The 26922-nt window shown below is 51.3% G+C and carries 17 protein-coding genes, 1 tRNA gene and 1 pseudogene; 11 read left to right on the top strand and 8 right to left on the bottom strand.

Annotated elements, in window-relative coordinates; all coding sequences use genetic code 11:
- The first annotated feature begins 114 nt into the window (after positions 1-114).
- Positions 115-279, top strand: a complete 165-nt coding sequence (locus K6123_RS04140; protein ID WP_221794364.1) for a hypothetical protein — start codon at positions 115-117, stop codon at positions 277-279.
- Between the two features lie 286 nt (positions 280-565).
- Here K6123_RS04140 and K6123_RS04135 read toward each other — a convergent pair whose 3' ends face one another.
- A complete protein-coding gene (locus K6123_RS04135; RefSeq protein ID WP_221794362.1) occupies positions 566-796 on the bottom strand; it encodes a hypothetical protein in 231 nt (76 codons plus the stop codon).
- Entirely contained in the window at positions 793-5841 is a 5049-nt protein-coding gene (locus tag K6123_RS04130; protein WP_221794360.1) for an RHS repeat-associated core domain-containing protein, read from the bottom strand. The genes K6123_RS04135 and K6123_RS04130 overlap by 4 nt, the downstream gene beginning before the upstream one ends.
- A 613-nt stretch (positions 5842-6454) precedes the next feature.
- Here K6123_RS04130 and K6123_RS04125 point away from each other — a divergent pair.
- Positions 6455-6721, top strand: a pseudogene (locus K6123_RS04125) (integrase core domain-containing protein); the annotation flags it as partial.
- A gap of 717 nt (positions 6722-7438) precedes the next feature.
- Here the strand turns inward: K6123_RS04125 and K6123_RS04120 are convergent.
- On the bottom strand, positions 7439-8188 hold the full coding sequence (locus K6123_RS04120; RefSeq protein ID WP_221794356.1) for a helix-turn-helix domain-containing protein: 750 nt from the start codon (positions 8186-8188) through the stop codon (positions 7439-7441).
- Positions 8189-8287: 99 nt separating this feature from the next.
- Here K6123_RS04120 and K6123_RS04115 point away from each other — a divergent pair, with 99 nt between their 5' ends.
- Positions 8288-8704 (top strand): nuclear transport factor 2 family protein, encoded by a 417-nt coding sequence (locus tag K6123_RS04115; protein ID WP_221794354.1) that lies wholly within the window; start codon positions 8288-8290, stop codon positions 8702-8704.
- A 248-nt stretch (positions 8705-8952) separates the two neighbouring features.
- Here the strand turns inward: K6123_RS04115 and K6123_RS04110 are convergent, their stop codons facing one another.
- Genes K6123_RS04110 through K6123_RS04100 form a run of 3 tightly spaced genes read right to left on the bottom strand, consistent with a single transcriptional unit; the run spans position 8953 to position 10663 of the window.
- Entirely contained in the window at positions 8953-9213 is a 261-nt protein-coding gene (locus tag K6123_RS04110; RefSeq protein ID WP_221794353.1) for a hypothetical protein, read from the bottom strand.
- Positions 9203-10438 carry a site-specific integrase gene (locus tag K6123_RS04105; RefSeq protein ID WP_221794351.1) on the bottom strand — a complete coding sequence of 412 codons (1236 nt, stop codon included), beginning with the start codon at positions 10436-10438 and terminating at the stop codon, positions 9203-9205. The genes K6123_RS04110 and K6123_RS04105 overlap by 11 nt, the downstream gene beginning before the upstream one ends.
- 12 nt (positions 10439-10450) lie before the next feature.
- Positions 10451-10663, bottom strand: a complete 213-nt coding sequence (locus K6123_RS04100; RefSeq protein WP_221794349.1) for a hypothetical protein — start codon at positions 10661-10663, stop codon at positions 10451-10453.
- Between the two features lie 152 nt (positions 10664-10815).
- Between K6123_RS04100 and K6123_RS04095 the strand changes: the two genes are divergently transcribed.
- From K6123_RS04095 to K6123_RS04070, 6 genes are all read left to right on the top strand, one after another.
- Positions 10816-11019 (top strand): helix-turn-helix domain-containing protein, encoded by a 204-nt coding sequence (locus tag K6123_RS04095; RefSeq protein WP_221794347.1) that lies wholly within the window; start codon positions 10816-10818, stop codon positions 11017-11019.
- 42 nt (positions 11020-11061) lie between these two features.
- The gene (locus K6123_RS04090; RefSeq protein ID WP_221794345.1) at positions 11062-13947 is read left to right on the top strand and encodes an SNF2-related protein; all 2886 of its coding nucleotides are present in this window, start codon (positions 11062-11064) and stop codon (positions 13945-13947) included.
- 374 nt (positions 13948-14321) lie between these two features.
- On the top strand, positions 14322-15947 hold the full coding sequence (locus K6123_RS04085) for an AIPR family protein (protein WP_221794344.1): 1626 nt from the start codon (positions 14322-14324) through the stop codon (positions 15945-15947).
- Positions 15948-15978: 31 nt separating this feature from the next.
- Entirely contained in the window at positions 15979-17772 is a 1794-nt protein-coding gene (locus K6123_RS04080; RefSeq protein ID WP_221794342.1) for a site-specific DNA-methyltransferase, read from the top strand.
- 24 nt (positions 17773-17796) lie between these two features.
- Positions 17797-20544 (top strand): DEAD/DEAH box helicase, encoded by a 2748-nt coding sequence (locus K6123_RS04075; protein ID WP_221794340.1) that lies wholly within the window; start codon positions 17797-17799, stop codon positions 20542-20544.
- Between the two features lies 1 nt (position 20545).
- On the top strand, positions 20546-22333 hold the full coding sequence (locus tag K6123_RS04070) for a GmrSD restriction endonuclease domain-containing protein (protein WP_221794338.1): 1788 nt from the start codon (positions 20546-20548) through the stop codon (positions 22331-22333).
- Positions 22334-22469: 136 nt separating this feature from the next.
- On the opposite strand, the gene K6123_RS04065 is transcribed toward K6123_RS04070, so the two are convergent.
- Positions 22470-22546, bottom strand: a tRNA-Arg gene (locus tag K6123_RS04065).
- A 235-nt stretch (positions 22547-22781) separates the two neighbouring features.
- Between K6123_RS04065 and K6123_RS04060 the strand changes: the two genes are divergently transcribed.
- The gene (locus K6123_RS04060; RefSeq protein WP_221794336.1) at positions 22782-23990 is read left to right on the top strand and encodes an MFS transporter; all 1209 of its coding nucleotides are present in this window, start codon (positions 22782-22784) and stop codon (positions 23988-23990) included.
- Between the two features lie 123 nt (positions 23991-24113).
- On the opposite strand, the gene K6123_RS04055 is transcribed toward K6123_RS04060, so the two are convergent.
- Positions 24114-25520 carry an aldehyde dehydrogenase family protein gene (locus K6123_RS04055; protein ID WP_246624580.1) on the bottom strand — a complete coding sequence of 469 codons (1407 nt, stop codon included), beginning with the start codon at positions 25518-25520 and terminating at the stop codon, positions 24114-24116.
- 309 nt (positions 25521-25829) lie between these two features.
- Here K6123_RS04055 and K6123_RS04050 point away from each other — a divergent pair, with 309 nt between their 5' ends.
- Complete coding sequence (locus K6123_RS04050) at positions 25830-26852, top strand: helix-turn-helix domain-containing protein (protein WP_221794334.1); 1023 nt, start codon at positions 25830-25832, stop codon at positions 26850-26852.
- The last annotated feature ends 70 nt before the right edge of the window (positions 26853-26922 follow it).

Raw genomic sequence — 26922 nt, 5'->3', positions numbered from 1 at the left:
AAGAACCAGGCTGGCAGCTTCGAGTTTGAACTCAGGAGTGAAGGAACGACGTTGTCTTTTCATTGAACACCTCTTTGGCGGCAAGATTACCACCTATCTGGGTGTCCGGGATTATTGAACCACTACAAACTGGCCTCAATGGTGCCAGAAAAAATGATCGAAAAGTATGATGAATATCTTCCCGAAGCTCTACTTGATGAGGGCTTCGGGCGAAGAGCCTTTGATATCGATGGCACCCTTCGTTGGGTCGGTCAGGTAAAAGCTTTAGTGGTTCAATAACCTCTATATTAGAAAGGTGTAATTCCCCAAATTTCTAACCAAGTTATTCAGTAGCGTATCAATTGCAGTATTTCAAGAACCCCTACACCCTGATAGGTGAGGGCTTGATAACTCAAAAGGACCTCGTTCCCTTCAGTGCCGCGTTTCATGCGGGTCTGGTTCGGATCCCTCATGCAGTCGAAAAAACTTAAAACCGTGTCCGGAATTAGTTGACCACTACAAAATTCTTCAGTGAGTCCTGAGGATGCTGAACTTAAATTGGGTGTCCTATTTGTGCCACTTATATCTAACCATATATATTAATGATTTCTTGTATTATTCTTTGATCACATTCAGAAATCTTAAATCCATGAAAAATACCTCCAACTTTCCTACCAGGGATAGTCCCCGGAAATGAAGCAACCATTCTTATGTGATTTACCTTCTCCTCACTATCAGTTACATACTTATCTATCAATCCAATCAAAACCTTTAAGGCATATGCTTCATCATCATATAGTTTCTCTAAATTTATCATTCTCCCTCCGGCAAGATATCTACTCGATCAAAATTCACTTCTCTTCTATCTGCATGGAGCTGCTGCACACCGCCAGCACCATACTGGGGATAAGCTTCGGTAAACGGTTCTAGTGGAGCTCCGGACTCATCACCATACATCCTTGGGACCCTTATTCGAGGGACTCCATTTTCATAAAGTTGTAGTGTATCAAATTCACCTCTAACTCTAGCATCACTCCAAGACCCTACCCCGTTATCATCCGGTCCTATATCAGGGCCTTTAATTTGGAACGCACTTCTTGCTTGAGCTCCTGTTTCGTATTTTCCAAATCCGAAATATGTAACCCTTCCCTGAGACGTCTCGATCAAAGCCTTGCCCCATTTATACTCAGTTCCATCATCATTCAAGTAGCGGTCGTATCGATAAGCTGTACTAGGAAGAGTCGACTCAGGCCCAGTAGGCCCAACATAAAAGTCAGGTTTTGAGTTGATAGATTCCAAAGCAAGCGAACTTTCCGCATCGACATGGGAACTAAAATTAGAGGCTTCCCGAGCTTTTCGAGAAGCCTCGATTCTCCTCTTTAATTCTTCCTTACATACCAACCCCCACGGATCCACCCACCCCACCGGGTTCGGTACATACAGGTAGTTGTTGTTACCACCCAACAACCCAATCGGGTCTTGGTTGATAAAGCGGCCGCATTCGGGATCGTAATAACGGAAGCGGTTGTAGTGCAAGCCGCTTTCTTCGTCGAAGTATTGTCCCTGAAATCTGAGGTTGTTTTCGACCTGCCGGATGGGAGCCAGCGCTAATGAGCCATAGGCTTTGTATTGGGCGGTCCAGACCAGCTCACCGTTTGCGTTGGTGATTTCCTGTGGCGTGCCCAGGTGATCCAGATGGTAGTAATGCAGTTGTTCATGCTGCACGAACGCCAGAGGTTTGAAGCTGTTGGGTTCAAAGACGTAGTGGCGGGTTGGCTGTTGCTGTTCGGGGTGATCTGACGATTCAAGTGCCAGCTCTAACGCCTGCTCGGTCAGCAAGACGTCGTCATTCCAGTAGAATTCTGTGCCGCCAGTGGTTTGTTGGTTGGCGTCTTTTTGGATTTTTCGGATACGGCGACCAAGGGCGTCGTATTGGTATTCGGTACGAGCAAAGCCTTTGCCGTTTTGGGTGGCGCTATTTTCCTGCTCGATGGCGATGAGTCGGTTCTGATGGTCGTACTGGTAGCGGGTGACTCGTTTGCCGTCTTTACCCCGTCGTTGTTCTACGCGGTTGCCCTGGGCGTCGTAACGGTAGTGACGGTCGCCCTGGAAGTTAAGGCGGTTGCCGCTAACCTGTGGGGTTTTGGTATCTGATCCTGCAGCTACGGTATCGACGTCTTCTGGGGAGCCCAGCAGGTTACCGGCCGGGTCGTGTACAAATTGCTCGGGCTGCGGGCCGGTGACCTGTATCAGTCGTTCGATGTTGTCGTAACGGTATTGGGTACTGCCACGCAGTTGGTCGTCGATCTGGCTGATTTGGCCCGTGGCGTTGTACTGGTATTTGCGTTCGTTAATGACGGTGTTTTGGTCATTACGGTGATTACGCAAGGTCTGGGCTTGCAGTCGGCCTTGCGGGTCGAAGCTGTTTTGTTGCGACAGGCCATTACCAAACAGTCGCGCCTGTTCGCCGCCGGATTCGTCGTGAATAAAGCCACTAATCAGCCGGTCATTCCAGTGAATGGCTTCAGTTTGCCCGGCGCTGTTGTAGCCGTAATGAATCTGGTCGCCGGTGGGCAGTTGGGTACTAATGCGCTGACCAAGGGTATTGTGGCTATGCAGCAGTTCGTGCTGGTCCTGCAACGCCTTGATGACCTGGCCGGCGGGGTTGTATTGCCAGCTCAGTTCGCGGTGTTGGTTGTTGGCTTGTAATAGCCGTCCAGCCGGGTCATAACGGTAGTTGGCAAGGTACTGGTGAACGGGTTGGCCCTGATCCAGCTCCTGCAGCTGCGACAGCAATTTGCCAGCGGCGTCGCGGCGATAACGAATGCGGTTAAACGGGCGCACAAGGCCATTATCGGTGCGATATTCTTCACTACTGGCGAGATGGCCTGCTGCGCTGTATTGGTAACGTTGTACCCGGCCGTCAAAGCCGATCTCTTCGATCAGCCGTTCGTTACCGTCGTATTTAAGCTGGTACTGCTCGCCATTTTCATTGGTCAGGCCAACCAGGTTCCGCTCAGCATCATAGTGATAGTCGAACGCCTGGCCACTGGCGTCGATGCGTTTTACGACCTGAGACAGTTGGTCGTACTGGTATTGGGTGCTGCGGCCAGTGTGATCGGTGATTTGGGCCAGGTGGCCTAACGGGCTGTACTGGTAGCTTGCGCTGCTGCCGTCACTGCTGCGTACGGCGATACACTGCCCCGCGTCGTTGTATTCAAATGCCTGATACTGTTCGTTGGGGTAACGAACACGCGTCAGCTGTCCGCGTTCGTTGTAGCTGTAACGGGTGTGGGAACCCAACGGGTTACGAACGGCCGTCACCCGATGATGGTTATCCCAGATGTAACTGGTTTTATGCCCTTCTGCGCTGGTGATGCCAGCCAGTAACCCGGCTGTGTTGTAGTCAAGCCGGGTGCTGTTACCTAATGGGTCGATTGCCTGGGTCAGGCGGCCGTTGCGGTCGTACTGGCGCTTCCATACCGAACCGGTTGGATCTGTGGCTTCCAGTACCTGACCGGCATGATTGACCTTGAATTTCTGACTATGACCCAGCTTGTTGGTGTGACGAATCAGATGGCCATTGTGATCGTACTGAAACTGTTCGCTGTTGCCTGCCGCATCGGTGAGCTTGATCAGGTTGCCATCACGGTCGTATTCGTAGAAGGTTTCGTCACCTTCTGGCTGACGAATCCAGACTGGCAAGCCCATATGATTGAAACGGTATGAGAGCCGACCACCACGGGAGTCGGTAGCGTGGCTGGTGTTGTTTTCCAGCTCCCACTCAAATTTGTAGTCGTAAACATGCTCGCCATTAATCTGGTCACCCCAGTTGCGCAAGCAACGCGCATCTGTCCCCAGATGCGTCCATTCGAAATAGAAATTAAACCCGCTTTTCAACGTCCGCTGCTGAATCACATGCTGGTCATAACGATAACGCTGGGCATGCCCCAATTCGTCGTATGAGGCAATCAGATCCGCTTCGTCACTGTATTCATACGCAACCTGCCGATAGATGTACTCTGGCCGATCTTCCGGCCGCATCACCCGATCAATCGCTACAATGTGACCATATTGATCATGCGCTAGCTGAAGCTCTTCGCCTTCGGTGGTCCGAATGCAATTAACCAGCCCATTCTGGCGATGAAAGAAAATCTTGTGGCCGGACTGGTCACTCCAATGCGTCATCCAGAAGACGGATTTATCATCAGACGGCTCAAAGTGATAACGAATGCCAAGGCCGCTCGACGCGCCGATAGCATAGTGATTCTGACCAATACGGTTGAGGGTCAGCTTTTCGCTGCGGTTACGGCATTGCTGGCCAATGCCAATGTGATTGAAGTTAACAGCACGACCTTCGTCGTCCATGTATTTGATGTCGTCTTTGTTGAACACCAGCCGTTGCGATAACGGTGACGTCCAGCCGTAACCCAGACCACTGTTGGTTTCAATTCCGCTGGTGCGATACACCCGCTGCCACACAAACGGAATGGGTCCATCCATATGAAAATCAACCAGCTCCAACAGCTCTTCGCCATTGACCATGCTGATTGGGCAACCGTTAGTGCAGGTGTTTTTAGCGGCGGGTTTGTCCGCGCCATTCGTATCTGCGGGATCTGGCGTTGGCTCTGAATCGTTATTACCGCCGTTACTGCCGCCATTGCCTGAATCGTTATCACCGCCAGAACCCGTTTTTCGAGGCCCGGCATTTTCATCAACGATGCGAATCGGCGGCGCTTCGACTTCCTTGATTTCACTTTTTCGCAGCGCTCTGGCGAGATCGACCATCTGATCGATCGCTTTCATCGAGAATGGCCCGATACGGGCTGCGCGCGCGGCCTTGGCAGCCTTGCCTGCGACATTGGCACCCGCACGTGCAGCGTTTTTGGCGATCGTGCCAGCGCCGCCGGTTGCCAGTGCCAACAACACTTCCAGCCCTACCTGGGCAACAATGTTGATACCAATGTTGCGGCTATCACGGTACGGAATGCTTTCGTAGAGGGAACTGAAGTAGTCCAGAATCAGCTCGCAGCTGAGCGGATCATTTTTAAGCAGACAAAAAGTGTCGTAACCCTGTTGGAGCTTTTGTTCGAATGCCTGGGCGCTTTCGAGTGCTTCCTTCAGTTCAATACCGAGGGCTTCGAGATCCCGACGAATGCCCTCAACATCGCCCTTGATCAGCTTTTCATAGGCATTAAATGCAGCAGCATGGACTTGAATGGTCAGTTCAATGGCGTCCCCTGCGAGCTTGATCAGGAAAGCGGCGGCGTCAAACAGACCCACTGCGAAGTTGACCACCACGTCCGCAACTTCGGAGCCGGAGTCGATGACTTCCACCATTTCCCGCAGCCACTCCGGGCTTTCCCAGTGCACCTGGTCGCCAAGGTCTTTCTTATCCCAGCGTTGTTCAATTTCTTGCCCCAGCGTTAGCGCCAACTGGTTGCGAATCTGATCCACCGGGTTACCGGTGCTGGTGCCATATGGCGAGGAGCTGGAATAGATAGGGTCGCTGCCGTTGGCCAACCGTCTGGCGGTTTTCTCGTTGACCTTGTAGACCTTCAGACCAGCGCCGAGGATGCGGTCTCGCAGATCGCTTTTCACCCAGCTGTCAAACCAGCGATCGCTGGGTTCTTCACCCGCCAGTCGAAACAGATCTTTGATCTGGTCCATCTCCAGCCAGGTCAGCAGGTCGTCCAGTTCAGTACTGTCAGATCCCCAGCCAAAGTTCCCCGAGAAACCTTCGCGCTTGAGCAGCAGAAATGTGGACGCCTTGAAGTCTGGTGCAGCAAAGATCCAGTAGACTTCGCCAATTTGATAACCCAGTAACGATGGATGGGCCAAAGCGACAGAAGTGGCACTCATTGGTCAGCCACTCCCGTATTCGCAATACCGCTGCATCCCGGGTTATTCAAAGACCTGCTTCTCATTTTGACGTCCATATCCTGAAAGTATTCGTCTATTTATGATGCTTATCTCAAAATCATTTTTTCGATAATCACACAAAATCGACGCAGATTTTTGGACGCTTGGACAAGCCGGGTCAATACCAATAGAGTGATGACTTTCTCAAATTGACAAATATCGTGGCAAGTTTTAGGTACTTGGTTTTATTGATTCTCGAAGGATTTCAGATCCTCGGCAATAGTTGCTTTAGCCGATTAAAATCAGCTATTAGATATTTTTCAAATGACAGTTCGAAAAAATATTAATGGCAGTTAATTTATACAGATTATTTATAAAGACGCTTTAAAATAATTCCAAATTAAAGAGGTGAATATGTAATCACCTGTATAAAAATTATTCATCCGCAGGCAGATGGTGTATTGCCCCTACACAAATATGTCCTGAATTGGTTCATCATAAATTAGCAGAGTCCAAGCATGCCTATACTCCAGCGCGAGTTCACCAATAATCTCTGCTGCAGCACGGAAAGCTTCCAGGGGCAGCGGGGCACCACAGTACAACAGCCTGAATCCGCCAGAGGGTCTGGTGTTATCGCATGGTTTAAAGCATGAGCCGACGCGGCAACTGCTGGGACAACGCCCCGATGGAACGGCTGTTCCGGAGTTTGAAAAGCGAGTGGATCCCGGATACCTGGTATCGCTCACTGGCGGAAGCAAAAATGGATATCGGCCGTTATCTGATGGGATTTTACAACCAGCAACGGCCACATACTGCGAACAGAGGAATCAGCCCTCACGCCGCAGAAGAAAAACTTAAAACCGTGTCCGGAGTTAGTTGACCACTACATAGCTCACACGGAGTCATCTTCTGAAGGGTTACGTCTCCTTTTTCTGCCCTCAATGAACAGAATTGCAAATGCTACAGCCGTGGCCGTTGCAAGCATCAGAACGACCAGATTGACATCACTCATTCCACCTCCAGAGAGCTCATAAGAAATCACCATTATCCCTCCCTAAGAGCGATATAACAGTCCAGATGTTCAGCGGAGCAAAATCAGAATCCATTTCCCCACGGCATGACACCCCACAAGAGATTAACACCAAAGCCAATCCCCATGCCTACCAAAATTCTCTGTCAGCCGAGACCAGATCAAGTCTTTCCAACCCAACGAGCGAGACAAAATAACACAAGATCCTAAACGCAATGACCCAAGAAGCAACCCTTACGATGCCAATCAATAGCTGCGCTAGTGTAATTCGACGAACCCAAATTACAGACTAGCAATATTCCATATATGCGACACCTTTTTCAAATAAGGCATCACACCAAGGCAAAATCCTGGTGGGTTATTAAAATTTCACTCAATAAGAAATAGAGTATTGAGTGTTCACAGTAACACATTTCTCTCAATAGATAGACTAAATACCTAATCAATCCCATCCCATACAAGACGAACAACCTGAGGCTTGTTTACAGCCCTCTGTAGTGGTTCTAATCAGGGGAGGATTACACCTTTAGAGTCAGTGTCCCCATAGCGTCATCAGGAAACTCATGATCAGTCGGCTATTTTACGCGCACCTCTTACCCATTTGCCCGGAGTCATTCTCATATGTTGTTTAAAGACAGTAATAAATGCACTCGTATTACTGTAGCCACAACATTGTGCGACCCACTCTACCGGCTTTCCCATTTGTAGCCATTCCATAGCTTGCATTAAGCGGGCGAGTTGTCGCCACTGAACATATGACATTCCGGTTTCCTCTGAAAACCGGCGTGAAACAGATCGCGTACTCATCCCTATTACTTTGGCTAAATACGCAATCGACTGGTTACTGCCAACATCTTTGAGAGTGAGCGTTGTCAGTTTCTGCAGGCGGCGATCCTTGGGAATAGGCAGTTGCCATGGCTCTATAGTAGCGGTACTCAGTTCATGCATCAGCAGAGTTAATAGTGCGGATTCAATCGCGTTATCACTGCTCCGGGCAAATAGCTGCCGAAGTACACCTGAGCCAAAATTACTTATATCGAGTACGCAGGGGGTAATGGGCAAGTCCCTGCACAGCTCAGCAGGCAGATACAAAGAATGCCCCATAATATCAGTATGTGAGAAGGCAGTATGTTTGGTCTGTGCAGGAATCCAGCCTAACCGACCTCTCGGAATCAACCAGCGCCCAGCGATCGTTTCAATCAGCAAAACGCCCTGATCAATCAGAGTAAGCTGACTGGCGGCATGGCAGTGCCAGCTGCTGACGTACCCCGCAGGATGCTGTAGTCCGGATATATGTATATCGGAGATAGTTGTCATACAATGGCCGAAAATCGTTATTTATTGGCTCAATCTATATCCCTTGCAATGCCCTGACAAGGCACTCTGTTCCAGCAATCATTAAACAGGAGCAGAGACATGAATATTGAAAATCTTACATCCGCAACCAACGAAGAAGAGCAATGTACTATTCTGGCCAACATTCTCAACGGCCTCTTTGCCGGGCTCATTCCGCCAGAAAAACTGTTCAGCCCTGACTATATACAGTGCAGTGATGGCAACATTCTCGACTTTGCAGCATTCACTGCTCACTTGTCACACGTCCGGGAACATACCAGGAAAGTGGATTTTGAGGTTATTGATGTCTGCATATGTGCAGATCGCCTCGCTGAACGCCATATCGCTACAGTCAGCCATCTGGATGGAAAGGTATCAAAACTGGAGGTTTACGTTTTCATGCGCATTCGTGGAAACAAAATTGTTGCGTTGGATGAGGTCAGTCGTGTTATTGAAGGCAATGAAGGTGACAGAAAGCTAGCAAGTGCGACAAACTAAATTGGTTCTACTGTAGTGGTTCAATAATCGCACTCTTTCTCATGACAATCGATGTCATTGACCTGCACCGAGTGTAGTGGTCAACTGATTCCGGAGATAGTTTTAAGTTTTTCAGCCGCGAGAGGGCTAATCCCTTCATGGTAGTGGTCGAGGAATCTCTGACGTTGGCATAAGCATTTTTCTATTCATGGACCTTCATTTTTCATGCGTGCTCTACTGCTAAAACAGAAGGGCCTTCCGGCCCTTCTTCACCAATCGCCTTTGCCTTCGGGCAGCAGCCTGACAAAGGCTTTGCGCACATCTCCCAAGGTCTGGAACTCTGGTGGTCGCTGTTTGTACTTCTGCTGTACCCACAGGCGCACCGCGCTGTGATTGTCCAGGTAAGGCATCACTCCCAGATACGGTGCCAGTCCATGGCCCGGTTGGATCTGGCACAGCAAAATCAGCCATTCGGCGACGCTGTAGGCTCGTTCACAGACCCAGACCTGATGAAATCGCTCATGCTTCATCGGCGTCCTCCTCTGCTTTTTCAGTGATGAGTCCGCTGGTCTGAATTCCTTGCTGGACTAACAGCCGATCGAATGCCGAGCCATCCTGACGAGTCAGGTTCGGGACATAGCGGGAGTACACCCGGAACAGCATTTCCGTCGTGGTATGCCCCATCTGGCGGGCAATCCATTCCGGTGCTTCGCCCGCTGCCAGCCACAAGGTCGCAGCCGTATGGCGTGTCTGATAGGGACGCTGTTGTTTCATGCCCAAATAACGCAACAATGGGTACCACACCCGTTTGGTCACGTTGTTGTGGCTCAGTGGCGTGCCTGTCCGGGTGCAGAACACAAACTGCATGCGCCCTGTGACTTGTTGCTGTTCTTTCAGGGCGTCATACACCGGCTGCGACATCTGGATTTCACGTTGTGAGCCATCCGTCTTGGTGTAAGTCAGCTGGTCGTTCACAACGGTTTCACGAATCAGGATCTGACGCCGTTCGAAGTCGACGTACTTCCATTGCAGGCCGTCTACTTCACCCGTGCGCATCCCGGTGAAGAAACGCACGGTGTAGTAGGATTTAAAATCTGGCCGCACATTGGCGAGGATTTTCTGTACGTCTTCCAGTGTAAAGGGCTCGACATCGACTTTCTGAACCTTGAGGGATTTGATTCCCTTCCATGGCGACGTAAACTCATAACGGTCAGCGGCCTCGCTCACAATCATTCGCAACGGTGTCATTACCTTGTTGATGGTCGAAGCTTTCAGTGGACTGCCTTTTCGCTTTGGTTCTTTGGCGAGAGTGGAGCGAAAATTCAGGATGTCGGCTTTGGTGATGTCGTTGACTCTTTTATCTCCAAACTCGGGCAGCACGTAGCTGTTGAGGTTGGAAATCACCGTCATCAGATGACTGTCACGCCATTCGACTTTCTTTTCAGCCAGCCAGATATCGGCAAACTCGGCGAAGGTCGGGTGCTCGGTTGTATCATCCGAAATCCCCAGCCGCTTCTTGGCCTGCTCCCCTGCCTTGGCCCGTTCGGCAAAGACTTCAGCGCGTTTGCTTTTGGGGAAATAAGCCGAGTAATCAAACGTCCCCAATACGATTTCAGCTTCAATCCGCTCCAGAATCTTCTTGGCCCGTTTGCGGTTGGCTGGCGAATCATCCAGCTTGGTGTATTCGCGGCAGCGCTCTCCCATGTAACGAAAATCCAGGAAGAGCTTACCGCCACGGCTATTTACAGTTGCCATGTCAGCGTCTCCTTACTGCAAGCCCATAACCAGAGTGTCGATAGCCGGTGCCTTGAACATGTCCTGCTCAATGCGCTCCCAGATGTACAAGATCTTGCGGCCGCCAAATGGGCGTACGTAGTGGATACCTTCCAGCAACACAGAGTCTTTCAACTGGTTGCGGATAGTGCGGGCGTCGTACTTGATACGAGCGGACAGTTCTTCGGTGGTGAGATAGGTAGACATCGTCAGTATCCTCAGTAGTTGATATGCTAGATGACCTAACGCCATTCAGAAGTGCGAAATGTCATTCTGGATAACATATTAACTCACAAAATGAATCTTGCAATAGCTTTTTGCCATTCAGGATGACATTTTGTCGTTTGGGAGTGGTTCAAGTGATTCGTTGTCACCTGGCGCGCTTGATGGGTGAGCGCAAACTGAAGATTGTCGATGTAGCTCGTGAAACAGGACTTAACCGTAATACGGTTACCCTGCTGTACAAGGAAACAGCCCAACGCATCGACTTGGATGCCATTGATAAGCTGTGTGAGTTGTTTGAATGTGAGGTTGGGGATTTGCTGGAGAAAGTCTCCGACTGATGTCGCCGCAGTGTTAATACGTATGGATTCAGGGTTTTAAGAATGCAGATTACCGACTATCAGTCCCACTACTTCGCTCAGGAGCTGACCATTCGCAGCGCTGAGTCCGGCGTGGATCGTTTATCACAGTCACTTTTTGATGCCAGTGTGGATCTGAACCCTCACCAGATTCAGGCAGCTCTGTTTGCTCTGCAAAATCCTTTGAACAAAGGCGTAGTACTCGCGGACGAAGTGGGTCTCGGCAAGACGATTGAGGCTGGTCTGGTACTCTCCCAATACTGGGCTGAAAGAAAGCGTTGCTTGTTAATCATTTGCCCGGCAGCTCTGCGGAAGCAGTGGGCGCAAGAGCTATCCGACAAGTTCAACCTCCCCGCGACCGTTCTGGATGCAAAGACCTGGCGCTCCCGACAATCAGCCGGTGAAATTGACCCTCTAAGTAGCAACAGCATTCTGGTGATGTCCTATCACTACGCCGTTCGGATTGCAGAAGAATTAATGCTCTCGCCCTGGGATCTGGTCGTTATCGACGAAGCCCACAAACTCCGTAATGCCCACAGGCCAAGTAACCGTATGGGGCAGGCATTGCGGATGGCATTGGGCAACAGAAAGAAGCTTCTGCTTACCGCTACCCCCTTACAAAACTCACTGATGGAGCTATATGGCTTATCCACCATCATTGATGAGCAGTTGTTTGGTGACGAACGAAGCTTTCGGGATCAGTTCGTTAATGGCTCTGCCTACAACGAGCTGAAAAACCGCCTGGCAGGTTTTGTACAAAGAACGCTGCGCAAAGATGTACTGGAATACGTGCGTTACACCCAGCGCCAAACCATCACGGTTCCATTTACTCCATCTGCTCAGGAACAGCAGCTGTATGAGTGCATTACGGCGCTGCTGGAAAAAGACGATAGCTATGCCTTGCCAAGGAATCAGCGTCATCTGACTGGTCTGATCCTGCGCAAGCTGGCCGCGTCCAGCTCTCGTGCGGTGCTGTTTACTCTCTCGACAATCAAAGACCGACTGGAAGACCTTTATGCCGGTGTGATTCCTGATCAGTCCATTGCTGACAAGCTGCTGGAAAGCGATGACTTCGAACAGGATTCCCAAGAAGAGTCGTTTGAAGACACATCCAGTGCTCAAGATGACGACATAGACCCGGAAGCGTTAAAAGCCGAAATCGGAGAGCTTGAGCACTACATCCGGCTGGCTGCGGCGATTGAGACTGACCAAAAAGCGGAAGCCCTGCTGACCGCGCTGACTCAGGGCTTTGAGCGTATGGCCCAGATGGGCGCACAGGAAAAAGCCATCATTTTTACCGAGTCGCGCCGCACTCAGGAGTATCTGCAAGAATTTCTCTCGCAGCATGGCTTTGCCGGACGCTTAGCCACCTTCAGCGGCACCAACAACTCACTGGAGGCAACCCAGGTTTATCAGCAGTGGCTGAAGGATAATCACGGCAGTGATCGAGTTACCGGTTCCCCTCAGGTCGATAGGCGTACAGCCCTGATTGACTACTTCAAACGTGATGACGGCCTTGGCGCTGACATTATGATCGCCACGGAGGCAGCCGCCGAAGGGGTTAACCTGCAATTCTGCTCCTTGCTGATTAACTACGATCTGCCCTGGAACCCGCAACGAGTCGAACAGCGTATTGGCCGCTGCCATCGTTATGGCCAGAAGTTCGACGTAGTAGTGATCAACTTCCTCAATGAAAAGAACGAAGCCGATCGCCGTGTTCTGGAGCTGCTGACGGAAAAATTCCAGCTCTTTGATGGTGTCTTTGGCGCCTCCGATGAAGTGCTGGGCAGCATTGAATCCGGTGTTGATTTCGAAAAGCGCATCCAGAACATCTACGAAACCTGCCGAGAAGCGCCTGAAATTGAAGCGGCTTTCAACCAGCTACGTCAGGACATGGAAGCCGAGATTAACCAGAAAATGCTGGAGACTCGCCAGCTGCTGCTGGAAAACTTCGATGAAGACATTCACGACCTGATGAAAATTCAGCTGGATCAGGCTCAGCAGCGTCTCGATAAAATCAGCCGCTGGTTCTGGGCCATGACTCATCATGAACTCAACGGTCTGGCAGCGTTCGATGACGATACCTACAGCTTTTCTCTGGCTGAAAGTCTGGCGGATAGTCCTGCGGGTCAGTATCAGCTGGTGCGGCGCGGCACCAAGCTGCAAGACGATGAAAAGCCAGCCAACACCCATATTTACCGTTTGACCCATCCACTGGGGCAGCAGCTGATTGAACAAGCTCTGACTCGGGAACTCCCCTGGGGCTACGTGGAATTCGACTACAGCCACCACGATGGCAAGATCAGTGCGCTGGAGCCGTATATGGGGCGATCCGGTTTACTGACCTTGCAAAAATTCTCGGTCGACTCACTGGAGCGCTCTGAAGACCACCTTATTTTTGCAGCGGTCACCGATGATGGTGAGATTATGCCCGCCGAGGTTGCCCAAAAGCTGATGGCGCTAGCAGCCAGAAATTTGCCTGCTTATGGCGTTAACGAACCGGGCACACTGGAACAACAAATCAGTAACCAGCTCCAGCAACAACGTCATGACGTTGAACGCAATATCAACGACCGCAATCTGAGCTTCTTCGAGCAGGAAGTCAGCAAGCTTGATCATTGGGCTGACGACCTAAAGGAAGGGCTGGAATACGACATCAAGGAACTCGACAAAGCCATCAAGCAAACCCGTCGCGACGCCAAAATCGCCGCCACACTGGAAGAAAAACTGGCCTTGCAAAAGCAGCAGCGGGATCTGGAAAAGCAGCGCAACAAGGCGCGTCGGGAACTGTTTGATCGCCAGGATGAAGTGGACGAGCGCCGTGAAACGCTTATTGAGTCACTGGAAAGCAAACTAAATAAACAGACTCAAACCACTGATCTGTTCTCGATTCACTGGACGCTGGTGTAGAGGCAACTCAATCCAATGAGAGCAAAAGTCATTGACATAAAAGCCTCTCTGGATACGCTTGATTGCAATAATGCCCCTCCCGCTTCTCGTCCCGCCTGATGGCTTGAATGCAGCGCACCGCGAGGGGTTGCTCGTTTCTGGATAAGTGAAAACCTCTCCCAGAGCGGCCAGGTAAAAACGAAAATAAGGAAGTTGTCGTGCCCGAAGCATCACTCAGCGCACAGTTTATTGCTCCACTGGAGCAACTATTGAAAGACCGATTCGTAGCACACCTACCTCCTCTGCTAGGGCAAGGAGAAAGCGATCAGCGAAAGCGAGAAATCAAACAGGTATCCCGAGCCTTTAGCGCGTTTGTTCTGCACAAGCAGTTTCAGTTGTCAGAGACTCAGGCCTGCGCCGCCGTTGTTGATGACTTCGAAGATCATGGTATCGATGCTATCTACCATGATGATGAGAGCAAAACCCTCTTTCTGGTGCAATCCAAGTTAAAGGCAGAGAAAGAATTCAAACAGGAAGAAGCACTGGCATTTCTGGTAGGTGTAGGATTAATACTGAACAAGCAGTTTGAGCGTTTTAATCAGAACGTAAAAACTATCCAGCCTCAGATAGAAGCGGCACTGGATACTTGCGATCATATTCAGCTGATTGTGGCCTACAGTGGCCCGGGTATTACCGGTGCGGCAGACCAATCACTGGAGCGAGGTCTGCAAGCCTTGCAAGACGATGACGAACGAGTCATTGACGAGATTTTGCGGTTTGGGCCCGCTGAAATCGAAAATGCACTTCGGGAAGAACACGCAACCGAAAGTGTGGACACCCGCATCACCATCCGTAAATACCAGAAGCTGAATGAACCTCGTAACGTCATCTTTGGCCTGATGCCGCTTGATGAACTGGCTGATTTACACAACCGGTTTGGCCTGGGTTTGTACGAAAAGAATATTCGTTACTTTCTGGGCAGCGGCCGCAGAGGTGTCAACGCGGCGATCAAGCAAACTCTGCTGAAAGATCCTGCAGGCTTTGTGTGCCTGAATAACGGCATCACTATGGTGGCGGCCATTGCGGCGCCCAGGGGTAAACCCCAAAATGACAAAAGTGCGAAAAACATCGACGTAACCGGGTTATCCATCGTCAATGGTGCGCAAACCGTATCAACCATCGCCCAGTTCAAACAGCAGCATCCGGATGCGGATTTGAGCCTGGCCCGCGTGATCGTCACCCTGATCGAAACCGGTGCCGACGACTTCCATAAACAGGTAACCTGCGCTCGTAACCTGCAAAATCCGGTGGATCTGGCTAACTTCGCAGCGTTAGATGATGTTCAGGAACGTTTGCGGCGGGAAATGGCGGTCAACGGCGTGGAATACCATTATCGGCCTCAGCGGCCACCCAGCTCGGGCATCCCGGTGATGGGCATCGAGGAACTGGCAAGAGCGCAGGCCTGCTATCATGGCCAGATTGATTATGCTGCCAAATTGAAATCTGAGCCGGGTCAGTTTACAGACAAGAGTCACGCATCCTATCAGGCGATTTTCACTGCTGACCTGACAGGGCTGGCAGCCATAAATGCAGTGATGGTTTATCGGGTTATCCTGAGATTATTGGAGCAAGCCGAACGAACGACGGGCAGCCCGGAAAAGCTGGTGTACAAACACTGCGGCTATGCCATTAGCAGTCTGTTGATGCAGCATTTCAAAAGCAAAATTGAAGGGGCTGACAAGCTGACCTCGCAGAGCGTTGAAACCTTGATCAGCCATATTTTTGATGAGCTACGCCAGCAGGTGTTTGATCAATACCAAAGCCTGTTTAGCCCAGTTGCTCCCCATGCATTTTTCAAGCGTCAGCCAGAAACCACCAGGCTGATGCTAAACACCTGGATTGCGTATCAGGGCATTGCAGAAGACCCGGCCGTCAAAGCCAAGCAAACTCGCTTGCAACCCGGCGATACCTACAACCAGAACCTGTTCCATTACCTTAAGGGCAAGGCAGAACAGCTGTGACCTTGAGTGGCACCGAATTAACGAGACGACCATGAGCAAAACCAAACTCGAACTCACCTGGATCGGTAAAGACCAGCGCCCCAAGCTGGAGCCGCGCATTCTGCTGGAAGACCCGAGTAAGTCTTACCATGCCGACCATAAAGTCAGTGATAACGACCTGTTTGATAACAAGCTGATCTTTGGCGATAACCTGCTGGCGTTAAAGGCGCTGGAACAGGACTACGCGGGCAAGGTGAAGTGCGTCTATATCGATCCACCATTCAATACTGGCGAAGCATTCGAGTACTATGATGATGGCTTGGAGCATTCCATTTGGCTGAACATGATGTATGACCGTATCAGGTCAATATCTAAGCTGCTGTCTGAAGATGGAACTCTATTTGTACATATTGACGACAACGAACTTGCATATATCACCGTGATGCTTGATGAAGTCTTTGGGAGATCAAATCGTGCATATATCTCTACCTTTAAGCAAAGTTCGGTTTCTGGCCCTAAATCTATAAATCCTGGGCTCGTTAGTACAACTAGCTTTGTATTGATCTATTGCAAAGATAAAAATTCTTGGAGACCAAACAAGCTATATTCAAAGACAGACCGAGATTCACGTTATTCAAAATATGTGGATAATCGTAACGAAGATCCTAGTAAATGGGTTTTGGTACCTTTGATGGATGCATTTTCTAGATACAAAGGAATTGAGAAAAATGCCCTAAAATCAAAACTGGGCATGAACTTTGAGGCGGAGATTGAAAAGTTTGTTCTGAGTGCTCCTGAATGTGTAGTCCGTACAGCTAGAGTAGCTGATAAAGATGTAGCTGAAATAGCAAGAAACGCTTTAGCAATGTCGAGGGATAATAAGAACAAAATATATAAAGCTGATCGAGGAGCTAGTGGAGAGATATATTTCTTAAACGGGGAGCAGCTAATTTTTTATTCATCAAAAACAAAATCGATAGATGGTGAAGTTGTAACGGCACAAGCTTTATCAACTCTATGGGACGACCTTCTATCAAATAACCTTCATAAAGAAGGTGGGGTTCGTTTTCCAAAAGGAAAAAAGCCAGAAGGGCTAATCAAACGTGTAATAGAAATGTCAACCAACGAAGGAGATCTTGTTCTCGACTCTTTTGCAGGGTCGGGCACAACTGCTGCCGTCGCACACAAAATGAAGCGCAAGTGGATCACGATAGAGTTAGGTGAGCACTGTGATAGCCATATTTTGCCGCGACTTAAGGGCGTTATTGATGGCAGTGACCAAGATGGTATTTCCAAAGCGGTGAACTGGCAGGGCGGCGGTGGTTTCCGTTATTACAAGCTGGCGCCGTCGTTATTGAAAAAAGACCAGTGGGACAACTGGATTATCAATAAGGAATACAACCCCGAGATGCTGGCCGAGGCGGTCTGCAAGCTGGAAAACTTTACCTACGCGCCGTCGGATGCCTGCTGGTGGCAGCATGGCCATTCCACTGAGTCGGATTTTATCTATGCGACCACCCAGCGTTTGTCCCGTGACAAGTTGCGCTTGCTGTCTGAAGAGGTCGGAGAAAACACCCTTTTGGTGATGTGTGGTGCTTTTGAGGGCAAGGATGGTGACTTCCCCAATCTTACCCTGAAAAAACTGCCCAAGGTGATTCTGAACAAATGCGAGTGGGACCACGACGACTACAGCCTGAATGTTGCCAATCTGCCCTCTGCCATAAGCTCAGATACTGTATTGGATTCCGAGCCAAATGCTGATCAGTCAGCTACCAATCAGCAGGCAAAAAGCCAGTCAAAAAACCAACCCGAAAAAGCCCAACCTGAACAAGACGACCTGTTTTAAACGGCGAGAGACAAGGAGTACGCCATGGATATTTCTGCACTGAACGGCAAACAGTCACGGGCTTTTAACGACATCAGCGGCCGCCTGAGCCTGCGTGCCCCGCAAAAGGAATCGCTGGCGGCACTGGCCAACGCCATTGCCAATACCGACGACCAACTGATTCGTAAACCGCGGGATGTGGCAGCGCTGCTGGAGCAGCTGAAGGCACAATTCCCGAAACTGGAAGACTTTGAACGCGAGTTTCCATCCCTTTGTTTTGCCCTCGCCACCGGCGTGGGTAAAACCCGCTTGATGGGCGCGTTTATCACCTATCTGCATCAGGTATACGACGTTCGTAATTTCTTTGTACTGGCACCGAACCTGACCATTTATGAAAAGCTGATTCAGGATTTCACCCCGAATACGCCCAAGTACGTGTTCAAGGGCATTGCCGATTTTGGTATCGATCCACCGGAAGTCATTACTGGTGAGAACTACGAGCAGCGTGCTGGTCATCTGATGAACGACCTGTTCGGCGGCATTCGTATCAACGTGTTTAACATCGCCAAGATCAACAGCGAAGTACGGGGTAGTAAAGCCCCGCGCATCAAGCGTTTGTCGGAGTACCTGGGCGACAGCTATTTCAGCTATCTGTCTGAACTGGATGATTTGGTGTTGCTGATGGATGAATCCCATCGCTATCGCGCCAGTGCCGGTATCAAGGCACTGAACGACCTGAATCCGGTATTGGGTCTGGAGCTAACGGCAACACCGTTTGTGGAAAATGGCACCAAGGGGCCAAAGAGCTTTAAAAACGTGGTGGTCGATTACCCTTTGGCCCGAGCCATGGACGATGGTTTTGTAAAAGAGCCAGCGGTGGTTACCCAAAAGGATTTCGATGCCAGCCAGTACGACCGTGAGCAGCTGGAAGAGATCAAGCTGAAGGATGGCTTGCGCCTGCATGAAGCCACCAAGGTGGAACTGGCGACCTATGCCACGGAATCAGGCCAGCGCAAGGTGAAGCCTTTTATGTTGGTCATCGCCCGTGATACCACCCACGCCGCTGAGCTGAAAGACAAGCTGGAAAACCTCTACAACACTAAATACACCGGGAAGGTCATCCAGGTCGATAGCAGCAGCAAAGAAGAAGAAACGGTTCAGGCGTTGTTGAATGTGGAAAGCTTTGATGAACCCACAGAAATCGTTATTCACGTCAACATGCTGAAAGAAGGCTGGGACGTAACCAACCTTTACACCATCGTGCCGCTACGCGCCGCTAACGCTCGTACCCTGATTGAACAATCCATTGGCCGTGGTCTGCGCCTGCCTTATGGCAAACGTACTGGCGTTGAAACGGTGGATCGCCTGAGCATTGTCGCCCACGACCGCTTTCAGGAGATCGTGAACGAAGCCAACGACCCGAAAAATCCGCTACGCCTGAAGCAAATTGTACTCGAGCGCCCGGAGGACGAAACACCTCAGAAAAGCGTCAAGGTGGTTTCCAATCTGGATGCGCTCATTACGGGCAAGCAATCAGAGAACAACACCACCGGGCAAACCGAAACCACGGTTCAGCCGGTGTTCAAAACCGAAGCCGAAAAACAAACTGCGCAGTTGGTTAACAAAGCAATCCAGTCCTATCAGAGCAAACCGGGGGTTGTGCCTACGGTTAAGGCCCTGAATAAGCCAGAAGTGCGTGAACAACTGGTGGCTGCGGTTAAAGAACAAATGACCACCGAACAGCAGAATCTGTTCGACGAGCAGTCAGATTCGGAACAGGCAGCAGCCATCGATAAGGTCGTGGAAACCCTGACCAATCAGGTGATTGACCAAACCATCGATATGCCGCGTATTTTTGTACAGCCGGTTGGGGAGGTTAGCAGTGGCTATCACCCGTTCGATCTGGATCTGGCCAGTATTCAAAACCTCAAGCCTATCGATCGAACCATGCTGAGCCAGAGTCTTCAGACTAATCGGCAAACCGAGCTAGGCCAAGGCGATTCCGGTAATTACGAACCTCGCCCGGAAAACTACATTCTGAAGCGGCTCTTCAACTTCGATGATATTGCCTATGACGATCATGCCGACCAACTCGCGGATCTGGCTTCTCAGGCAGTCGCTTGCCTGAATGCCAATAACAGTGAAGAAGATGTTGAAAACATTCTGCAGAACCAGGGCGATGCGATTGCCCGCCTGATTCATTCACAGCTACAAAATGCCTACTACGAAGAAGCGGTTGAATACGAGGCTGTGGTCTCCAGAGGCTTCGAGAGCCTGAAAGACTGCGCTTTTACCGTCGCGGCTGATCAACCGATTCAAAGTGTGCGAGAAACGGTGCGAGAAGTCGGGAAAATTCGCCAGATGCTGTTTGGCAATTTCCAGAAGTGTTTGTACCCACTGCAGAAGTTCGACTCAGACACCGAGCGCCGCTTTGCAGTCATGCTGGAGCGCGATAGCCAGAAGTGGTTTAAACCCGCTAAAGGCCAGTTCCGCATGTTCTACAAATTGGGGACTGATCACAAAGAATACGTGCCGGACTTCGTCGCAGAACTGGATGACTGCGTGCTAATGGTAGAAACCAAAAGTACCCAACACCGTAACGCTGATGGTAGCTGGAATGAGGAAGTCACCGAAAAAGCACGAGCCGGTAGCCAGTGGTGCCATTACGCCAGTGAGTATTTGCTCAAGCACGGCGGAAAGCCCTGGCACTATGTGCTGATTCCACATGATGCAGTGGTTGAATCCAGCAGCGTTAAATCATTGGCACAGCGTTACGAATTCAAGGAAGACTGATATGAGCACGTTTGACAGTACCAAGACCCCTCTGCCCGACATTATTAGGGAAATCAGTGAGGGCCGAATCCAACTGCCAGACTTTCAGCGTGGCTGGGTGTGGGACGACGACCACGTTCGATCGCTGCTGGTTAGTGTGGCTCGTTCGTTCCCTGTCGGTGCTGTCATGCTGCTCGATACCGGTGGCGAGGTTCGCTTTCAGGTTCGCCCGGTAGAGAATTTGCCATTCGATGGTTTGCCTCCCGAGCCAGAGCGTCTGATTCTGGATGGTCAGCAACGTCTGACATCGTTGACACAAGTACTGGCGCTGGACACACCGGTTAAGACCTTTAACGAAAAAAGCAAAGAGATCGACCGGTACTACTACATCGATATTGAAGCAGCACTGGATGATCGCCTGGATGAGGCATTTATTGCCGTTGAATCAGACCGAAAGCTGAAAACCAACTTTGGCCGCGATGTAGTTCTGGATTTGTCTGATCGGGAAAAGGAATGCAAGTCACTGCATTTTCCCTGTAACCAGATTCTGAACTCTGATGATTGGGAAGAGAGCCTTCAGGAGTTCGCACCAGAGCATTTTGGGCTCTATATGTCTTTCCGTAAGCAAGTACTCAATGCTTTCAGATCTTATCAGCTACCTGTTATCGCTCTTGGTAAGACCACCAGTAAAGAAGCCGTTTGTCTGGTCTTTGAGAAGGTAAATACCGGTGGGGTTCCGCTGTCCGTCTTCGAACTGGTTACCGCCAGTTTTGCTGCTGATGGGTTCAATCTGCGTGACGACTGGTATGGCAGCAAGCTGCGTGGCGTTGAAGGCCGTGTAAGCCGTCTGAAAGCTAAAAAGTTGCTGGAGAATGTTGAGCCTACCGATTTTCTACAGGCTATTTCCCTGCTGCATACACGAGCCAAGCGCCTCGAAGATATTGCAGCAGGTAAGACTGGCAAACAGATAGCTGCAATCAGTGCCAAACGTGTTTCGGTACTTGGACTAACACTCGATAGTTACAATCACTGGGCCTCGGCTGTCGAAACAGGATTTCTAAAGGCTGCCAGTTTTTTGAAAAAGCAGTGTTTCTACTCAAACCGCGATCTTCCTTATCGAACTCAGTTGGTTCCTCTGGCTGCTGTGCTATCTCAACTCGGTGAGCGTTGGCGGGAGCCCGTGATTTTCGACAAAATCAGCCGCTGGTTTTGGTGTGGTGTTTTTGGTGAATTGTACGGTGGTGCAGTTGAGACACGAATAGCCAATGATCTGGATGACCTGCTTCGCTGGATTGATGGCGAGATAGAAGAGCCCAGAACCGTCTATGAGGCGGCTTTTCAGTCTGGTCGCCTGATGACCTTGAGATCACGTCAAAGTGCGGCCTACAAAGGCTTGAGCGTGTTGATTCAGAGAGACGGGGCGAAAGACTTCTTCTGGAAAGACACCGTGCAGAATCTGGACCGAGAAGAAGTCGCTCTGGATATTCACCATATTTTTCCGAAAGCGTGGTGTGAGAAACGTGGAATACAAGCTGCGAGTTACAACTCGGTCGTTAATAAAACAGCGATTTCTTATAAAGCGAATCGGATGATTGGAGGCAGAGCGCCATCCGAGTATTTGCTACAGATACAACAACACCAGCAAGTCGAGCTGGACGATGAAGAAATGAACTCTATTCTGAGTACCCATCGTATTGACCCACAAATGCTAAGAACCGATGACTATGATCAGTTTATAGCCAATCGCCAGTTAGCTTTGCTCACCTTAATAGAGTCAGTTATGGGCAAGAAAACCGAACCTGAAGAGTGATTTTCTGATTTCAGGGCAAAGGTCAAAAACGGCTTGAGCCCTGAAAGCGCATTTTCAGACGTGGTCTCAAAATGGTCTCATTTTGGTCTCAATTTTTGGAAGTTAGTAAGTACTATCGCTAGAAGGGCCATGAGAATGGCCCGCCCGAGAGGATTCGAACCTCTGACCTTTGCCTCCGGAGGGCAACGCTCTATCCAGCTGAGCTACGGGCGGATCATATAACAGGCGCGCATTGTACATGGCTCTGTTTGAGGATACCAGAGGCAAGCCATTATCTGTTCCAACCGCCCACAAAATATTCAAAAGTAACCATGCAGCCATATATTTCCGGCCAAGGCTCCGCAACCTGGTCAAAGCCAGCTACCATCGGGCCATCATATCCAAACGACCGGCAGCCTTGCCGAACGTTTGGCCGAACTCCATAACCACGACTCTAACGGATGCTTCAATGAGCAATCAGGCTGTTCTTCTTCCTGAAACTGTACAGCGCAGCAATATCTGGCGGCTGGCGATTTCACAGGCGCTGGCGGGTGCCAATGCCATTGTGATTTTTGCTACCGGGGCGATTCTGGGCAGTATGCTGGCGCCATCAGAGTTGTTGGCAACTCTGCCAATTTCCATTTTTGTGGTGGGCATGGCCGCCTGCATCTGGCCGTCCGGCTGGGTCTCGCGTCATTACGGTCGTAAAACGACTTTTATGCTGGGCACGCTGGCCGGTGTATTGGCAGGCGTTGTCGCGCTGGTTGCTGTATTACAGGTGTCGTTCTGGCTGTTCTGTTTTTCCACCTTCTTCGGTGGTGCCTACGCTGCGGTAGTGGTGTCGTTCCGGTTCGCTGCGGCGGACGGTGTCGCACCGGAAAAACGCGCCAGGGCCTTGTCGATGGTGATGGCCGGTGGCGTGGCTGCCGGGGTGTTTGGGCCACAACTGGTGACCTGGACGATGGACCTCTGGCCCGGCCGTACCTTTGCCGGAACCTTTGTGATCCAGGCGCTGGTCGCTGCGGTGTCTGCCTTGATTCTGATGGGCGTGCAGTTGCCGATGCCATCAGCACAGGAGCAACAGGGCGGCCGTTCACTGGGGCTGATCGTACGTCAGCCGCTGTTTATCGCCGCGGTGATTTGTGGTGCAGCGTCCTACACAGTGATGAATTTTCTGATGACGGCGGCACCACTGGCGATGCATTTCTGTGGTTTTTCGCAGGCATCTTCCAACCTCGGTATTCAGTGGCATGTGATTGCCATGTATGGCCCGAGCTTTTTTACCGGCCGCCTGATCGAAAAATTCGGTGCGGTGCGCATCGCGGCGATTGGTCTGGCTTTAACGGCGGTGTCTGCCGCCGTTGGCCTGCTGGGCATTGAGCTGATGCACTTCTGGGGCATGCTGATTTTACTGGGGCTGGGCTGGAACTTCGGTTTTCTGGGGGCTTCGGCGCTGGTGCTGGAATGCCATCGGCCGGAAGAAAAAACCCGGGTACAGTCGCTCAACGACTTTATTATTTTTGGTCTGATGGCGCTGGGTTCATTTTCGTCTGGCGGGGTGCTCAGCGCCTGGGGCTGGAATGCGGTGCTGTGGGTATCCTTTGCGCCGGTTGCGCTGGCGGTATTCGCCTTTCTGGTGCTTAAAAGCAAACCTGAGCCGAAGGCTATCAGCAACTAGTCTGGCTGGCTTTCCAGCGAAAAAGCGCCACACAGGGATGGGGTGAAACAGGAAGCACTATCAGAACGAGCAGTTAAAACCAAAGCCGCAGGCTGGCATCTAGCCGTGCGGCTTTTTGTTGATTTACAGGTAAACCACCTGAATATTGGTGTTGGCCAGCAAACCTTCCTGACCAAATTCCACTCCGACGCCAGAGCACTTCACGCCGCCGAATGGCGCATTAGGCTGAATCGCACCGTGTTTGTTACGCCATACCGAACCACATTCCAGCTGGCTGGCGATGGCGCGGAACTGTTCAACGTCGTTGGTCCAGACGGAACCACCCAGACCATTGGGATTGTCGTTAGCCTGACGAATCACCTCGTCAATATCGCTATAACGGATGATAGGCAGCGCCGGGCCAAACTGCTCCTGATGAATCAGCGGGTCGGTGGCGGAGCTGGTCGCAATCAGGGTAATCGGGAAAAACAGTGTGTTGGCGTCGTCGACCGGGCCGCCGCAGAGGACTTTGCCGCCCGCTTCAATCGAACCCCGTACCAGCTGGTTAACCTTGTCGAACTGCATGCGATTCTGGATTGGCCCCAGTTCCATGCCTTCCGCAAAGCCATCGCCGACCTTGACGCTGGCGGCAAAGGCCGTCAGTTCTTCACACACAGCGTCATAGATGCTGTCGTGCACGTACAGGCGTTTCAGCGCGGCGCAAGTCTGGCCGTTGTTGATAAAGGCACCCCAGAACAGTCCCGCCGCAATCGCCTTGGCATCACAATCCGGCAACACAATCCCGGCGTCGTTACCGCCCAATTCCAGCGTCAGGCGCTTGAGGCCCTCTGCGGCGGAACTCATGATTTTCTGGCCGGTTGGTGTCGAGCCGGTGAAAACGATTTTGCCAATATCTGCATGCGAGGAAATCGCCGCGCCAATGTCGTTGTCGCCGGTGATGCTGTTCACCACTCCGGCGGGCAGTACTTCATTCATCAGCTCGATCATCCGCAAGGTCGCCAGCGGCGTAAACGGAGACGGCTTGTTGACCACGGTGTTGCCGGTGCGAATCGCCGGAATGATGTGCCAGATCGCAATCATCACCGGCCAGTTCCACGGCGTGATGGAGCCGACGACCCCAATCGGCTTGCGGTGCATTTCGATACGGCCGTTATCATCGTCCTGCAGTACTTCCACCGGCACTTCCAGGCTGGCGTTATAGCGAGCCCAGGCGATGGCTCCACCAATTTCAAACATCGAACCGGTGCCGCCCATTGGCTTGCCCTGTTCGCTGGTCAGGATGGCCGCCAGTTCTTCATGGTGAGCTTCGAGCTTGTCGGCAATCTGGTGGCAATAGGCCTGACGTTGCCCATCGGTGAGCGCGGACCAGGCCGGAAAAGCCGCTTTGGCAGCCGCGACGGCGCGCTCCAGATCACTGACACTGGCCAGTGGCGCGCTGCCTGCCGGTTGCAGGGTGGACGGGTTGATGACGTCAAAGCTGGCGTTGATTTGCAGCGGGCTGCCCGCTGCCATATTGGCGAATGAGTACATGCCGGATCTCCGGAGTTATTGTTGTAATAGCCGGATTATTGGGCGGATCGGGCTCTCAATGCTTGATCGAGGCTGACAGCAGCTTGATTGAGGCTGACAGCGGCCAGATCCACTCTGGCCGCGTCTCGATCCTGCCTGTAGCCCAGCCGCGAATCCAGACAGAGGTCCAGACAAGACAGTCAGGTGGCGCGCCCCTTCAAAAAACTTAATATATTTATTAAATTAGTACCAGCGGTTGAAGCAGGACGGATCGAACACCACAACCAACGCCGCCCTGTGCCAAATACAATAATAATTCCGGGTATTCCTATGTCAGCCACACACTCCCAAACAGCCTCGCCAACACGCTCACAGCCACTGCCAAAGGCCGGCTGCCGCGCGCATTTCAGCACCCGTCATTTGCCTGCCAGGCAGAAAGCCGACTTCTGGGTCGACTGCATCAACAGCCAGATGATCAACCTGGATTGCCCCGACGAGCCGGAGTGTGGCATTGATGCCGATCTGACGGTCCGACAGCTCGGTGGACTGACGCTCAACCGGATTCAGGCCAGTCGCCATTCGATTCAGCGCAGCCTCGACAATATTCGCAAGGATGATCGCGAATCGGCCTTTATGTGCCTGATGCTGGAAGGCGACGGCTTTGCCTATCAGGGCACCGAATGCAGCCGTCACGGGCCCGGCGATGTGGTGATCTACAACACGGTGCGGCCCTATGCCCAGGGGTTCCAGCAGCCGATGGATATGGTGGTGGTGGATATCCCCCACTCGTTGTTACAAGAGAGTTTTGGCAGCTGGGATCAAAAAGACATTATCCGGCTCGACCGTAACCACAACCACGGAGGCTACAGCAGCCAGGAACTGTTTCGGTTACTGCAACAGGCGCACAATCTGGATGGCAATTCACAAACCCGGGCCGATCAGCTGGCGCGGCTGATGCTCGATGAACTTTATGGACTGCTGCATCAACAACAGCGGCCCGGCCATAACCGCAGCCTCAATGACCTGCTGTTACGCAGTCAGCAGTGGATTCGCAATAACCTGCAACTCGAAGACCTGTCGCTGGAGCGCCTCAGCCACGAGCTGCATACCTCCCGGCGTCAACTGGCGCGGGCATTCGAACTGGACGACACCACCGTCAGCCGCTTTATCTGGCATGAGCGGCTGCAACGCTGCCGAGAAGCCTTGCAAGACCCGTCCAACCAGCAACTGACCATCAGTGAAATTGCTTTCCGCTGGGGTTTCAATCATTCCGCCCATTTTTCCCGCAGCTACCGCAGCGCCTATGGCGAAAGCCCGACTGAAACCCGTCAACGCAGCAGCAGCCAAGGGTAGGAACTGTTCAATAAATAGATATCCCAACGCTCGTTAATGTTCGGTTGCAACAACCTTGTTTCGGGATATC

The sequence above is a fragment of the Oceanobacter mangrovi genome (assembly GCF_019740315.1).
In the GTDB taxonomy this organism is placed as follows: Bacteria; Pseudomonadota; Gammaproteobacteria; order Pseudomonadales; family Oceanobacteraceae; genus Oceanobacter; species Oceanobacter mangrovi.
Note: the sequence above shows the minus strand (reverse complement) of the source record. Positions and strands in the feature narration are given on the sequence as shown.